Raw genomic sequence first — 13,689 nt, 5'->3', positions numbered from 1 at the left:
CTCGTTCACATGTGAGTGAGTTAGGAATTAGTGGTGCATCTCCAAACCGTGGAGATGAGCCCCAGCAAAATCAGCCACCTCAGGATACACACCTACACGCTTTCACAGTATCTGCCTCGGGTGCGCGCCTACACACATACACAGTTCCGAGATTTCCTGTCCTATAATGGTTCGATTCCCTTCACCCGCTCCAGCATTCCCCTCGGCTCGCTGCTCGTCCTGAGCCAGTGAAACCGTTCAAGGCAAGCGTCAGCCCTGCTGCTGATGCAGCCTGATATTTCCCCCCAGAATATTCAAACACCCGTAGCCGCTGCCGTCAGGCTGCGCTGGCGTTCGTGCGCGCTGAAGATTTACAGTCGACCTTCAACGCCCGAGGGCGTTACGCATTGTATCGGGCATGATGACCCGCAATATTTAGCCTACACCTGACCACCTCAATCCAATCTCCTGCATGACAAGCCCGAGGATCAATCCATGAGCGCACTTCTCGACCGAGCCGATCAAGCAGTCTCCGCCACCACCATGGCCCGCACCTTCGGCGCACGGTTAAAAGAAGTTACCAATGGAGACGTACCCCACGTGGTGGTCGTCAAGGACAATGAGCCGGCGGCAGTGCTGATCGGCGTGAACGCCTACCAGGCCATGCAGGACGAAATCGACGACCTGCGCGCTGAGCTGCTGGCCATCGAGCGGCTGCACAGCCTTGAGGAAAACGAAACCGTGAGCCTCGAAGACATGGCTGCTCTGTTTAACTAAGCGGGTACCAGCGAATTGAAGTGTCCGGTTGCATCGCAGAGTGCAGGATGACGTCAAATCACCGGTCCATTGCCCGCTCCACCACCCATGCCAACGGCACCGTCAGCAACAACATCGCCGCCAACGTCATCACTGCCGCCGGTATCCCGGTCGCGTCCCCCAACCGCCCGAACAACACCGGCGCCAGCGCGCCCGCGCCGATAGTGCCGGTGTAGAACAGTGCAAAGGCCTGTTCGCGCTTGCCGGCTCCGGCCAGCTCAGGCACGGCGCCGTACAGCACCGATGAAGTCCCGTTGAGCGCCAGCCCCAGCAACGGCAGCAGCGCCATCAGGGCGAACTGCGGCAGGAACACCGCGAGCACGATCAGCACCGCGGTAGTGGTCTCGGTGAGCCACACGGTCTTCATCATGCCGATGCGCGCGCCCAGGTAGCCACACAGCAGCTTGCCGAAGGCACCACCGATGAACAACAGCATCAGCGCTAGGCCAATGCCGGCGCTGCCAGCGCCCTTGCCTTGCAGCAGGAACGGCAGGAAGGTCAGGAAACCCATGCGCACGGCGCTGTCGAGGGTACCTGTCGCCAGCAACGCGCGCAGGCCAGTCACCGAACCTTCGCCAGCACCCGCCTTCGCGTTTTTTCCGGCGTGGAGCGCAGCCACGGCTTGCGAGGGAATCAGCCACCACAGCAGCACGGCGGCGCTGATACCCAGCAGGCCGATAAGGGTGGCGCTGGCGCGCCAGCTGATCACCGTCAGCAGCAGCCCTACCAGGCCGGGGATCAGGGTCTTGCCGATATCGCCGGCAAAGTTGTACTGCGACAGCGCCTGCTTCACGCCCCCGCCCGCTTCATGGCTGTCGGTCACCAGCGATGACGCCAGCGGGTGCTGGGCGCTGGCTCCCAGCCCACCGAGCATCAGCGCAACCAGCAACACCGCCAGGCCGCCGGCCTGGCCAACCAGCAGGTACGCCAGCCCGGCCAACGCCGTGCCGCCCACCAGCAACCGCTCCCGGCCCCAACGCCGGGCCGCGCGGCTGGCCAGCAGTTGCAGACCGGCCATGGTGCCCGAGTACGCGCCGCGCAAGAGCCCCACCTGGGCCAGGCTCAAGCCAAATTGCGCCTGCCAGATGGGCAGCAACACATAGATGAGATCGGTGAGACCGTCGTGCACGGCATGAGCGCCGCACGCGGCGAACAGCGAACGCCGGCGCAGGGTTTGATCAGTACCAATGGGGGAAGCGGCGGCAAGGGGATCATTGAGTGCAGTCATTGTTGGTCTTGGCGCTGGAGGATTGGTCGAGGGCTACGCATCTTTATAAGCCAATCCCGAATCTGCGCACAAATACCCATTCCATCTAGCCGACTTTCACTGGAGATCGGTGAAAAAACGTCCCTAGCGCCGCCTGCGGCAACAGCTACACTGCCATCAATGCAAAAAAATAGTCGGCAATGGATCCACCCACACATTAACAGAACGATTACACACGCCGCAGGTCGTACCGATAATGACCCCCAAGCTGCCCTATGGAACAAGGAGCTCGGCATGACGGACCAGCTGCTGCAACCCGTGCTGTTGGACAAGCTGTATGAAAACCAGTTGGCGATTGCCGCCGCAGTAGAGGAACTGGCCCTGTGGGTCGAGGTGCGCTGGGAGGCGGAAGATATCGCCGAGAACGTGCGCAGCGCCCTGGAAACCCTGGACCGCAACGCCGACTACATCAACCGCACCATCGCCACGTTGCGCAAGGACCGCCAGGATTTGTAGGCGCTGCCAGGCGGCGCTGGCCTCTGCAGCTCACTCATTCGCGGAGCGTTCCGTTGGCCAGCCACAGCGGCGACTTCTCGAAACTACAGGAATGACAACTCCGTTCTGCGGGGCGGTGAACTCTGGGGGCAATGTTCTTTTAGGTGCTAGGGTTGTCTGCGCGGGATCGGAAGGGTAATGTCCCCTCCGGCGCTTTATATCGGCGTCACAGGATTGGCGTCCTGGTACTCACAGGCGGACAGACATCCCCGTTTAGACGGCTAAGTCGTTCGCAGCATGGCTATGCTCTTTATGGGCAGGATCGTGCGTGGGTGCCCCTGGGCACGCCGGACTGTGGCCGGTACGCCAACCCGTACGGTTCTGCCCTCCTGATTGGCGTCAGGAAGCAGACATAGACCAACCACAGAGAAACCCTTATGAGCAATCCAGCTTTGTCCCAAGCCCTCCGGAGTATGGGCTATGTTCGTCTCAACGCTGACGAACGCACGCTGATCGAAAACCTGCGTTGGACCCGCCATCCAGGGCGTGAATACGTTTATCGACTAGCAAAAAAACAGCGTATCAAACGTCCTTGGGTATCGATAAAGGACTGATTTTCTGAGCTATACCGTCTGGGGCGCCAGGCCCCAGACTCTGGCTATTCACCTGAGAAAGCCTATCACTGGTAAAACCCCACGGTTTTTTTCAGCTGTTCCGAGTATTCGTAAATATCATCCACGCAAGATATTGGGTGACGGGTTTCAACCTTTGCCTCGTCGAAGATACCGATATATTTCTGGCTACGGTTGAAATGCAATCTGCAGATAGGTTTCCGGTTATTGTCGTCCAGCAGGATCCCGAAATAGCTTTGCGTATCACGCTGGACAATGCGCTTCGCATCCACCACCGACCGGACCAAGGCCCTCACGATGTGGTAACCCTCCAGCTCTTCGAGGGTAGTGATCACCTTATCGTCAGACTCGTCATCAACCGCACTGTTAGCCGCTTCGACAGCCGTCGCTACAGTTGCGAGGGCGGGCTGAACCACTCCACTCATCGCAGATTTCAGCCGGTCGTTGATCTGATCGTTTAGAAACTGAATGAGCGCCTTCCGGGTGAGTTCAGTGAACTGCTCTCTGACCTTTTGGGTGATGACACCGTCGTAGACACGCGTCGTGAACACCTTGACGAAGTCGTCCTCAGGCTTGGTGAATTGCGCAGCTATCAGCTTTTTTATTTGACTGACGTACTTCAGCTCGCCTGCAGCGCTAATAATCGAGTCGACATCAAAGGCACCCTTTGTCAGCTTGGTGAGCTCTGGGACCGAGTACTCATCGATATCGAGCAAATCGAGCTCTAGAAACGGTTTTTCATCCATTTTATTCGGTGCATCAAGGTCAGTGAAAAACTTATAAACCTGACCGTTCGTCAACACAGATATCCGCGCACTGGTGACATGAAAATAGCGAAACAGCTGCGAGGCGTGGTTGATCTGCAACGGTTCACCGATCTTTTTGCACTCGATCAGGATCTGGACTTCTCCGTCCTTCATGATTGCGTAGTCGATTTTCTCCCCTTTCTTGGTGCCCACATCGCAGACAAATTCAGGCGTCACTTCCTGCGGGTCAAACACGTCATAGCCCAGGACAGTGCTGATGAAAGGCATGACAAATGCGTTCTTGGTGGCTTCCTCCGTCTGGATCGCCGGTCCTTGTAGACGCACCTTCGCGGCCAGGCTGGCCAATTTCTCGAAAAACTCCATGTGCCGCCCCTTTTTGTGTTTTTTCAGTCCGTAGATAACGATGCTGGCTAACTGCCCATAAGCAAGCGTAGCCACAAAGCCATGCAAATAAAGCCTCGTTCGAGAGGAGGAAAAAAAGAGGAAATTTCCTACGCCCTTAGGACACCCTTGCTGCATCCCGTGGCTTCCAAAAACCCGTTGGCGCACGGTGCGATCAACATCGGTGGTCATACGTCTGAGGGGACACAGCGCCCGCCCGTAGCAGCGGCCGCAGGCCGCGTCCCGGCGCAACACAGGCCCGCCGCCGGACGCAGCCTTCGGCAGCTGCTACGCGAATGCGGAAACCCCATAGACCACGTCGCCTGCATCGCGGCCAAGGCCGGCTCCTACCACGCACGGCGTAGGAGCCGACTTTAGTCGCGATGCAGACGACGCCATTTCAAGACAGTTGCTGCTGCGTGCGATCGCTGGGTCAGGGTGAGTCAGTAGCCGTTCGCCTGGAGAATCGCCGGCACGCTGCGGCTTGCGGGGCGGTGGTAGAACTTGAGCAACTCGCTGCTGCGGTTGGTGAAGATGCCGTCCACGCCCGCGGCCATGACTTTCTGGTAATCCACCGAGTCATCCACGGTGTACACGTGCACCAGCATGCCCTTGGCGTGGGTGAGCTGGTTCATCCAGGGTTGCACCAGGTCCATGTAGCTCTGGTCGCCGCCCTGGGTCAGGGCCGCCGAGGGGCCGGTGCCGACTGCGCCGTTGGCCTTGGCGAAGTCCAGCCACTGTTCGAAGGCCGCGTGGTCGCGGGGTTGCTGGCGGGCGTAGTAGGCGGCCTTGGTTTCGCCACTGGCGGGGTTGTAGGCCGCTGGCGAGGCGGGGTCGATGCTGCCCTCGCCTACCCACAGCAGCAACACCTTCGGCACCTTGGGCATGAACTGGTTGAGCAGGGTCAGGCTGCCTTTCTCGAAGGTCTGCAGCACTACCCGGTGCCCCGGCGCCACCTCGCCGGCAGCGGTCAGCCAGCCGCGCTGGATCAGTTTGGCGGTGAGTTCCTTTTCGATGCCGGGGAACAGCAGCGGCGCCTTGGTCTCGATGTACAGCCCCGGGCGGTGTGCCGGGTCCTGGTCGGCCAGGTCGATGATCTCATCCAGGGTCAGGATTTTCAGGCCCGCGTAGGCCGGGCGGGCGCGATCGGGATAGGCCTTGTTGTACCAGCTGCCGGCATCCAGGGTTTTCAGCTGCGCCAGGGTGAACTGGTTGACGGGCTGGTCTTTCTGCTCGGGGAATTTCGTCGCGATGTCGGTGGTGCGCCCCAGGTTGGTGTCATGCAGGGCAATCAACTGGCCGTCGCGAGTGCGTTGCAGGTCCATTTCCAGGTAGTCGGCACCCAGCTCGCGAGCCAGCAGGTAGGAGGCGCGAGTGGACTCCGGCGCGTCATAGGAAGCGCCGCGATGGGCGATCACGGCCGGCCAGGGGATACCGGCAGCCTTGGCCAGTGCCTCGCCCGTGGGCACTTGGGCCTGGGCCACGGCAGCGGCGGTCATGAGTAAAGCGGTGGTCAACCAACGTAACGACATGGGTGCTTCCTGCAAGGGCAAAAGAGACCAGCATAGTCGGCGACGAACATGACAAGACGGTTTCCCCGCCCGCACCCCATGGTACAGTCGCGCCCTGTAACCGATCCCGAGCAAGACGCACGCCATGGAACTCGACGCTTTCGACGCCAGCCTGGGCCAATGGCCGCAGCTGCCCTTTCACTGCACCGGCCTGTTGCTGGGCAACGGCGCCAGCCGTGCCCTGTGGCGCAACTTTGCCTACGACTCGCTGTTCGAGCGCGCGCAGAAAGTGCGCAACAAGCCCCTGGGGCAGACCGACCTGGCGCTGTTCAAATCCATGGGCACCGAGAATTTCGAGCAGGTGCTCAGCGCCCTCAACACCACGGTGCGGGTCAACGCCGCGCTGGCCATCAGCGCCTCGGCACCGCTGAACCGCTATTACGCGATCAAGGAAGCGCTGATCCACGCCATGCGCAGCGCCCACATCCCGTTCCGCCTGCTACCGGGCGAACACTTGCAGGCGATGGCCCGCCACCTGCGTGAATACGCTACGGTTTACTCGAGCAACTACGACCTGCTGCTGACCTGGGCGGTGGAACAGGCGCCCGAGGGCTTCGACGAGCTGTTCGACGTGGACCAGGGCTTTGACGTGCGCCGCGTGCGCAGCGACGCCACCCGCGTGCTGCACCTGCACGGCGGCCTGCACCTGATTCGCCAGGTGGACGGCACCACGCGCAAGCGCAACGCGGTGGGCAGCGCCCTGCTGGACGGCTTCGCCATCAACCAGCCTGGCGAGGTGCCGCTGTTCGTCAACGAAGGTCGTCGCGAAGACAAGCTGCGCGCCATTCGCCAGTCCGACTACCTGAGCTGGTGCCACGCGCAACTGGCCCAGCACCAGGGCCCGTTGTGCCTGTTCGGCCACAGCCTGGGCGAGCAGGACCGCTACCTGCTGGAGGCCATCGAACAGGCCGGCGTGCAGCAGCTGGCGGTGTCGATCTTCCCGCTGAGCGATGCCTGGATTCTCAGCCAGAAACACTACTTCACCACCCTGTTCGCCGGCCGCGAGGTGCAGTTCTTCGACGCCACCAGCCACCCGCTGGGCGCGCCGGCGCTGAACGTGCCGGTGCCAAAGCCTGCGGTGAAGCGCAAACGCTAGGCTGGTGTAGCAGCGGCCGCCAGGCCGCGTCACTGGCAACTGGGACGCAGCCTTCGGCAGCTGCTACGGGGGTGGCAGGCCGGCTTGCAGCAGGTCTAGCGCCGGTGGTTCAGGCAGCAGTTGCCAGTCGCTGTCGCGCAGCTGTTCCGGCAGCACATGGCGCAGGCTCAGCACTTGGCCGTGGGGCAAGGTTACCAGGGTGTGCTCGCCACTGCGGCTGAAAGCCGGACGGGTGCCCTCGGCGAAGCCACTGAGCAGCAGGCGATCCTGCCCCGGCTCGAAGTCCAGCAGCGTATCGCCCTCCCCGGCCCGCGCATGAATCACAAAGCGATCGCGCCCCGGGCCGCCACTGAGCGTGTCGTGGCCAGGCCCGCCGTCCAGCCAGTCATCCCCGGCACCACCCCGCAGTTGATCATCGGCATGACCACCCAGCAGCGCATTGGCTGCCCCATTGCCGATCAGCAGGTCGGCGTAATCGCCACCGATCAGGTGCTCCAGCTCGCCAGGGTTCTCCAGGCGCACGGCCTGCCCGGCCAACCGCGCCTCGCCACTGTTCAGGTCAATCATCGAAGCACTGCTGATAGCGGCCGCGTTGAGGGTGTCGATGCCACCGTTCACGTCCCGCAGACTCTTGCGTGCAGGGGCCTGCAACGTGGCGAACTCGTTGGTGTACACGTAGTGATCATTGCCGTTGTCCTGGCGCCCGAACAGGTTCAGGCGCCAACTGTGCAGCACCCCGGTGCTGCCCTGGGCCAGGTCGGTGATGAGCAGCCGCCACTCGCCCGACGCCGGTTCGCCACGCAGGCGTGCCGTGCTGAAGATGAAGTCCAGGCTCTGCTTGCGGTGGAAGCGCAGGTCGCCGGCATGGGCGCCATCGGCGGGCGGCTTGCCAGGCCGGTCCATCAGCAGCGAACGGGTGCCCGACGGTGAGACCAGCACCAGTTGCAGATCCCCGGGCCGCTGGTGCGTCAGCTTGACCTCGACCAGCGCGTGCTCGACGCGCAGGCGCGCGTCCGCCAATGGCATGGCGTAGCTCAGGCCGCCAGGGTCGTTGTCGGGAATGGCGAACTCGCCGCGGCGGCTGGCCAGCGGCTGCTCCAGCAGCGCCTCGTTGGCGAACCGCTGCCGCGCCGGCCAGTCCTGGGCCAGGCGCACGGCGGCCTGGGCGTCGACCTCGCCGTAGCCGTAGTCGTGGCTGACATGCATGCCGCCGCCGTTCCACTGGCGGCTGGCGTTGTACTGCCAGTCGGTAGACGGGTCGCGCACCTGGCGGGCGGTGAGCGTGAGGATGTCCTGCACATCGCGGTAGCCCAGGCGCGGGTTGGCCTGCAGCATCAGCGCTACGATGCCGCTGACAATCGGCGCCGCCAGGCTGGTGCCGGCCTGGGGCACCCCCACCCGGGTAAACACGCCCACCCCCTGTGCGCTGACCAGCAGGTTGGCGCCGGGGCTGGAAAAGCCCGGCGCCGCGCACGGCTGGCTGCGCGGCGGCGGGCAGGTGGCGGCGACCATGATGTTGCCGCGCATATTGCTCAGGCTGGCGTAGTTGGTGTTGCCACCGGCCTGGCGGTCGTTACCGGCGCTCATCACGATCACCGTGCCCAGCCCGTCGCGGCCTTCGCTCAATGCCCGCCGGTACTGCACCGGCACCGCGCCAATGGCCGGCACCTGCAGCACCGGCTCGAAACGCCCGATGGCGCCCCAGCTGAGGTTGGCTACATCGTAGCGTTTCAGCTTGGCCAGGGTTTCCAGCTGCCCGCCCACCCAGTGGCCACCAATGGTTGCCTGGGGCGCCACGCCCACGGTGCCCTGACTGTTGCGCGCGGCCACCATCACCGCGGCCACGCTGCTGGCGTGCTGGGCATGGGGGTCGGGGCTGGCCTTGCTGCCCCACAGCCAGGGCACGCTGTTGGCCTGCCACTGGGGGTCGACGTTGGGCAGCAGGTCTTCATCGTGGTAGGCGAACGCCTTCTTGTGCGCCTTGCCGTGCGCCTCGAACTGGCCGATGCGCACGCCCTGGCCGCTATAGCGCGCCCACACCCCAGGTACATTGCTCTGGTGCAGGTAGGTTTGCAGTGGGTAGTCGGGGTCGCTGGGCGGCTCTTGCGCCCAGGCCTGGCCTGCGCCGCAGCAAAGCGCCGCCAGGAAGTAAATGCCATTGCCCATATGAGCACCTCGCCCGTGGAAAAAAGGCGAGTGTCACGGGGTACGGAGGGGCTGCCTATCCGACATCAAGCCTCGGACGGCAAAAAAGAACCGTCCTACGCTGGCGTCGGAAACGCGGGCTTCAGATCAGGCCGTCGGCCTTGAGCAGGGTTTCCAGGCAATGCTCCTGGATGGCATAGAACGCCTTCAGCGCCTCGATCTTTTCCAGCAGCGCACGCGGGTCCTGGGGTTCGGCGCGCTTCACCGCCAGGATCATCTTGTTCTTGTTGGTGTGCTCCAGCGAGATGAACTCGAACACCTTGGTGTCGTAGCCGCAGGCTTCCAGGTACAGGGCGCGCAGGCTGTCGGTGACCATCTCGGCCTGCTGGCCCAGGTGCAGGCCGTATTGCAGCATGGGCTTGAGCAGGCCAGGGCTCTGGATCTGCAGGCGGATCTGCTTGTGGCAGCACGGCGAGCACATGATGATGGCCGCGCCGGTGCGGATGCCGGTGTGAATGGCATAGTCGGTGGCGATGTCACAGGCGTGCAGGGCGATCATCACGTCGATGGCGCTGGGCACCACGGTGCGCACGTCGCCGTGCTCGAACACCAGGCCGGGGTGGTCCAGGCGCGCCGCGGCGGTGTTGCACAGGGTGACCATGTCTTCGCGCAGCTCCACGCCCGTCACCTGCCCCTCGCGGCCCAGGGTGTTGCGCAGGTAGTCGTGGATGGCGAAGGTCAGGTAGCCCTTGCCCGAGCCGAAGTCAGCCACGCGCACCGGCTGGTTTGCCGCGATCGGCGCGCCGGCGAAGGCGTGGGAGAACACCTCGATGAACTTGTTGATCTGCTTCCACTTGCGCGACATGGCTGGAATCAGCTCATGCTGCTTGTTGGTGACCCCCAGGTCCACCAGGAACGGCCGGCTCAGTTCCAGGTAGCGTTTCTTCTCGCGGTCATGCTCGGCCGAGGCCGCCTGGCGCGGCTGCTGCGCGGCGTTGCGGTGCAGCATGGGCTTGTTCTTCTTGCTGAACTCCAGCTGCACCTCGTCGGTGAGGGTCAGCAGGTGCGCGTTCTTGAAGCTGGCTGGCAGCAGGTCGGCGATCAGCGCCAGGGCTTCGTCCAGCGCCAGGTTCTTGGTGATGTCGCGGGTCTGGTAGCGGTAGACGAACGACAGGCAGGCCTGCTCCTTCACCGTCACCGGCTTGATGATGACCCGCTGCAACTGCGCCTCGGCGCCCACGTGCCGGGCCAGCACCAGCTTGACCAGGGCATTCTGCTCAAGGCTTGCGCCCAGCAGGTCGAGGAAGGTGGCGCGCGGGTCGGTCGCGGTCTTGGGGCTGGCAGCAGGGGCGGACATCGGAAAAGCCTGGGGAGAATGAAGATGTGCGCATTTTACGGGGCTTTGGCCCGCCAGGGCACGGACTTGTTCATATTCCGGACGTCGGCCCTGCTACCACGCCGCCGCAGCCAGGCCGCCCACGCCCATCAGCACGGCGGAATAGAACATCACCACCCTCTGCAGCAGCGCTTCCCTGCCCAATCGTGAACCTGCGCCTATGCGCAATACGCACAATCCCATCACGGCAATGGCCAGCATCAGCTCGCCTATCAATAACACCAGCATTTCAAATAGTCCCGGACTCGATCAGATAAACACCCCCGCAGGCCTGGCCGCGGCCACCACGGGGGCGGACGGCAGCGGCGACAGGGCCAGTTCCATGCGGTTGCGCGCGCGCCCCTTGCGCAGCAGCGCCGACACGTGATCACGCACGGTGTAGGCGCTGATACCCAGCAATTCGGCGATTTCCCGGTTGGTGGAGCCTGCCAGCAGAAGGCTCAGGACTTCCTTCTCCCGTGGGGTCAAATGCATGAAGGTTGCCTGCTCATCGACCAGCACAAGCGCGCACCTTAGTCAGGCGCAGGGAGAAAAACAATGCACGGAAATACGTACTTATAAAATCAGGAAGTGCCGCGCATTGACTTTCAAAAACAACAGAAGAAGGCCACAAAAAGATAAGGAAAAAGTTACACAGTCCTACAACTTCGTCTGTCAGAACACCCGCCGTTTCCTACTCACCGGCCAGCCGCCCGCCGCAGCCTGAATACGACACCGGGCAAAACAACTCTGGATTGCCGCCCCTCGATGGGCTAAAAGAAGCGCGCACATTACAAAAACATTCGTTCCACCTTCTTGGGCTCGCCTGTTTGCCTTCGCAAACCACTGCAAGCCATGACGAGAGCTATTCATGAAGAAGCTGTGCCTGCTGGGCATCCTTACAAGCCTGGCCTTTCCACCGGCCATGGCGGCCACCGCCCCCTCTCCTCTCAAGACCAAGGAAGCGTTCATCGCCGACTTGATGAAGCGCATGACCCTGGACGAGAAAATCGGCCAGCTGCGGCTGATTTCCATCGGCCCGGAAATGACCCATGAACAGATTCGCGACGAGATCGCCGCCGGCCACATCGGCGGCACGTTCAACTCGGTGACCCGCGCCGAGAACCGTCCCATGCAGGACGCGGCCATGCAGCGCAGCCGGCTGAAGATACCGATGTTCTTCGCCTATGACGTGATTCACGGCCAGCGCACCATTTTCCCCATCAGCCTCGCCCTGGCCTCCAGCTGGGACATGAGCGCCATTGGCCTGAGCGCGCGCACCGCCGCCCAGGAAGCGGCCGCCGACGGTATCGACATGACCTACGGGCCCATGGTGGACATCGCCCGCGACCCACGCTGGGGCCGCACCAGCGAAGGCTTCGGCGAGGACACCTACCTGGTGTCGCGCATCGCCAAGGTGATGGTCAAGGGTTACCAGGGCGACAACGTCGCCGCCGCCGACAGCGTCATGGCCGCGGTCAAGCACTTCGCCCTGTACGGCGGCGTGGAGGGCGGGCGCGACTACAACATCGTCGACATGAGCCCCACGCGCATGTACCAGGACTACCTGCCGCCGTACCGCGCGGCCATCGACGCCGGTGCCGGCGGGGTGATGGTGGCGCTGAACTCCATCAACGGGGTGCCCGCCACCGCCAACACCTGGCTGATGCAAGACCTGCTGCGCAAGGACTGGGGCTTCAAGGGCATCACCATCAGCGACCACGGCGCCATTCACGAGCTGATCAAGCACGGCGTGGCCCGCGACGACCGCGAGGCGGCGAAGCTGGCGATCAAGGCCGGCATCGACATGAGCATGAACGACCAGGTGTACGGCAAGGAGCTGCCGGGGCTGGTGAAGTCCGGTGAAGTGAGCCAGGCCGACGTCGACAACGCCGTGCGCGAGGTGCTGGGCGCCAAGTACGACCTGGGCCTGTTCCAGGACCCGTACCGCCGCATCGGCAAGGCCAGCGACGACCCGGCCGACACCTACGCCGACAGCCGCCTGCACCGCCAGGCCGCGCGGGAAGTGGCGCGTACCAGCATGGTCTTGCTGGAGAACCACGACCACACCCTGCCCTTGAAGAAGCAAGGCACCATCGCCCTGGTGGGGCCACTGGCCGATGCGCCGATCGACATGATGGGCAGCTGGTCGGCCGCCGGCAAACCCGACCAGTCGATCACCCTGCTGCATGGCCTGCAGAACGCCGTGGGCGACCGCGCCAAAGTGATCTACGCCAAGGGCGCCAACGTCACCGATAACCAGGACGCCATCGAGTTCCTCAACCGCATTATCTTCGACCGCGAGGAAGTGCACATCGACAAGCGCCCGGCCGAGCAGATGATCGCCGAGGCGGTGAAAGCCGCCGAGCAGGCCGACGTGGTGGTGGCTGCCGTGGGTGAGGCCCGGGGCATGTCCCACGAGTCGGCCAGCCGCACCACCCTGGCCCTGCCCAACACCCAGAAAGCCCTGATCAAGGCGCTGAAGGCCACCGGCAAGCCGCTGGTGCTGGTGTTGATGAATGGCCGGCCGCTGTCGCTGGTCGAGGAGCAGAAGCAGGCCGACGCCATGCTGGAGACCTGGTTCTCGGGCACCGAGGGCGGCAACGCCATCGCCGACGTGCTGTTCGGCGACTACAACCCGTCGGGCAAGCTGCCGATCAGCTTCCCACGTTCGGTGGGGCAGATTCCGGTGTACTACAGCCACCTCACCATCGGCCGGCCGTTCAACCCCGGCCAGCCGGGCAACTACACCTCGCAGTACTTCGACGAGGAAACCGGGCCGCTGTACAGCTTCGGCTATGGCCTGAGCTACACCGACTTCAGCCTGTCGGACGTGAGCCTGTCCAGCGCCACCCTCAAGCGTGGCGGCACCGTCACTGCCAGCGTGACCGTGAAGAACACCGGCAAGGTCGCCGGTGCCACGGTGGTGCAGCTGTACGTGCATGACGTGGTGGCGTCCATGGCCCGGCCGATCAAGGAGCTGAAGAACTTCGAGAAGGTCACCCTGCAGCCCGGCGAGGAAAAAACCGTGCGCTTCACCCTCACCGAGGACGACCTGAAGTTCTACAACCCGCAGCTCAAGTATGCGGCGGAGCCGGGTGAGTTCCAGGTGCAGATCGGCCTGGACTCGCAAAACGTCAAGCAGCAGAGCTTTACCTTGCTGTAGGCGACGCCGCCTGCGGCAGCTGCTACGGGTTCGTCGAAATCCCGTAGCAGCGGCCGGCA

12 protein-coding genes are annotated in these 13,689 nt (G+C 63.3%); 5 read left to right on the top strand and 7 right to left on the bottom strand.

What is annotated here, in order from left to right; genetic code table 11:
• Window positions 1–33 precede the first annotated feature (33 nt).
• Both ACWKWX_RS02130 and ACWKWX_RS02125 read left to right on the top strand, forming a co-directional pair.
• On the top strand, window positions 34–231 hold the full coding sequence (locus tag ACWKWX_RS02130) for a hypothetical protein (RefSeq protein ID WP_483826900.1): 198 nt from the start codon (window positions 34–36) through the stop codon (window positions 229–231).
• A gap of 243 nt (window positions 232–474) precedes the next feature.
• Window positions 475–756: a type II toxin-antitoxin system prevent-host-death family antitoxin gene (locus ACWKWX_RS02125; protein ID WP_483826899.1), complete on the top strand. Its 282-nt coding sequence runs from the start codon at window positions 475–477 to the stop codon at window positions 754–756.
• 58 nt (window positions 757–814) lie between these two features.
• Here ACWKWX_RS02125 and ACWKWX_RS02120 read toward each other — a convergent pair whose 3' ends face one another.
• Window positions 815–2,023 (bottom strand): MFS transporter, encoded by a 1,209-nt coding sequence (locus ACWKWX_RS02120; protein WP_483826898.1) that lies wholly within the window; start codon window positions 2,021–2,023, stop codon window positions 815–817.
• A gap of 273 nt (window positions 2,024–2,296) precedes the next feature.
• Between ACWKWX_RS02120 and ACWKWX_RS02115 the strand changes: the two genes are divergently transcribed.
• Entirely contained in the window at window positions 2,297–2,518 is a 222-nt protein-coding gene (locus tag ACWKWX_RS02115) for a hypothetical protein (RefSeq protein WP_416426657.1), read from the top strand.
• A gap of 658 nt (window positions 2,519–3,176) precedes the next feature.
• On the opposite strand, the gene ACWKWX_RS02110 is transcribed toward ACWKWX_RS02115, so the two are convergent.
• Window positions 3,177–4,259, bottom strand: a complete 1,083-nt coding sequence (locus tag ACWKWX_RS02110; protein ID WP_483826957.1) for a type I restriction endonuclease — start codon at window positions 4,257–4,259, stop codon at window positions 3,177–3,179.
• A gap of 461 nt (window positions 4,260–4,720) precedes the next feature.
• Window positions 4,721–5,809, bottom strand: a complete 1,089-nt coding sequence (locus ACWKWX_RS02105) for a glycerophosphodiester phosphodiesterase (RefSeq protein WP_483826897.1) — start codon at window positions 5,807–5,809, stop codon at window positions 4,721–4,723.
• A 124-nt stretch (window positions 5,810–5,933) separates the two neighbouring features.
• On the opposite strand from ACWKWX_RS02105, the gene ACWKWX_RS02100 reads away from it, so the two are divergent.
• The gene (locus ACWKWX_RS02100; RefSeq protein WP_476299917.1) at window positions 5,934–6,944 is read left to right on the top strand and encodes a DUF4917 family protein; all 1,011 of its coding nucleotides are present in this window, start codon (window positions 5,934–5,936) and stop codon (window positions 6,942–6,944) included.
• A 63-nt stretch (window positions 6,945–7,007) separates the two neighbouring features.
• Here ACWKWX_RS02100 and ACWKWX_RS02095 read toward each other — a convergent pair whose 3' ends face one another.
• The 4 genes from ACWKWX_RS02095 to ACWKWX_RS02080 all read right to left on the bottom strand — a co-directional run bounded on the left by ACWKWX_RS02095 (window position 7,008) and on the right by ACWKWX_RS02080 (window position 10,959).
• On the bottom strand, window positions 7,008–9,110 hold the full coding sequence (locus ACWKWX_RS02095) for a S8 family serine peptidase (RefSeq protein WP_483826896.1): 2,103 nt from the start codon (window positions 9,108–9,110) through the stop codon (window positions 7,008–7,010).
• A gap of 121 nt (window positions 9,111–9,231) precedes the next feature.
• Window positions 9,232–10,446: a class I SAM-dependent methyltransferase gene (locus ACWKWX_RS02090; protein WP_473004365.1), complete on the bottom strand. Its 1,215-nt coding sequence runs from the start codon at window positions 10,444–10,446 to the stop codon at window positions 9,232–9,234.
• A 93-nt stretch (window positions 10,447–10,539) separates the two neighbouring features.
• A complete protein-coding gene (locus tag ACWKWX_RS02085; protein ID WP_483826895.1) occupies window positions 10,540–10,713 on the bottom strand; it encodes a hypothetical protein in 174 nt (57 codons plus the stop codon).
• A 21-nt stretch (window positions 10,714–10,734) separates the two neighbouring features.
• The gene (locus ACWKWX_RS02080) at window positions 10,735–10,959 is read right to left on the bottom strand and encodes a response regulator transcription factor (protein ID WP_473004367.1); all 225 of its coding nucleotides are present in this window, start codon (window positions 10,957–10,959) and stop codon (window positions 10,735–10,737) included.
• A gap of 376 nt (window positions 10,960–11,335) precedes the next feature.
• Between ACWKWX_RS02080 and bglX the strand changes: the two genes are divergently transcribed.
• Complete coding sequence (gene bglX, locus ACWKWX_RS02075; protein ID WP_416426670.1) at window positions 11,336–13,630, top strand: beta-glucosidase BglX; 2,295 nt, start codon at window positions 11,336–11,338, stop codon at window positions 13,628–13,630.
• Window positions 13,631–13,689: the final 59 nt, after the last annotated feature.

The sequence above is a fragment of the Pseudomonas imperatae genome, assembly GCF_057128625.1.
Note: the sequence above shows the minus strand (reverse complement) of the source record. Positions and strands in the feature narration are given on the sequence as shown.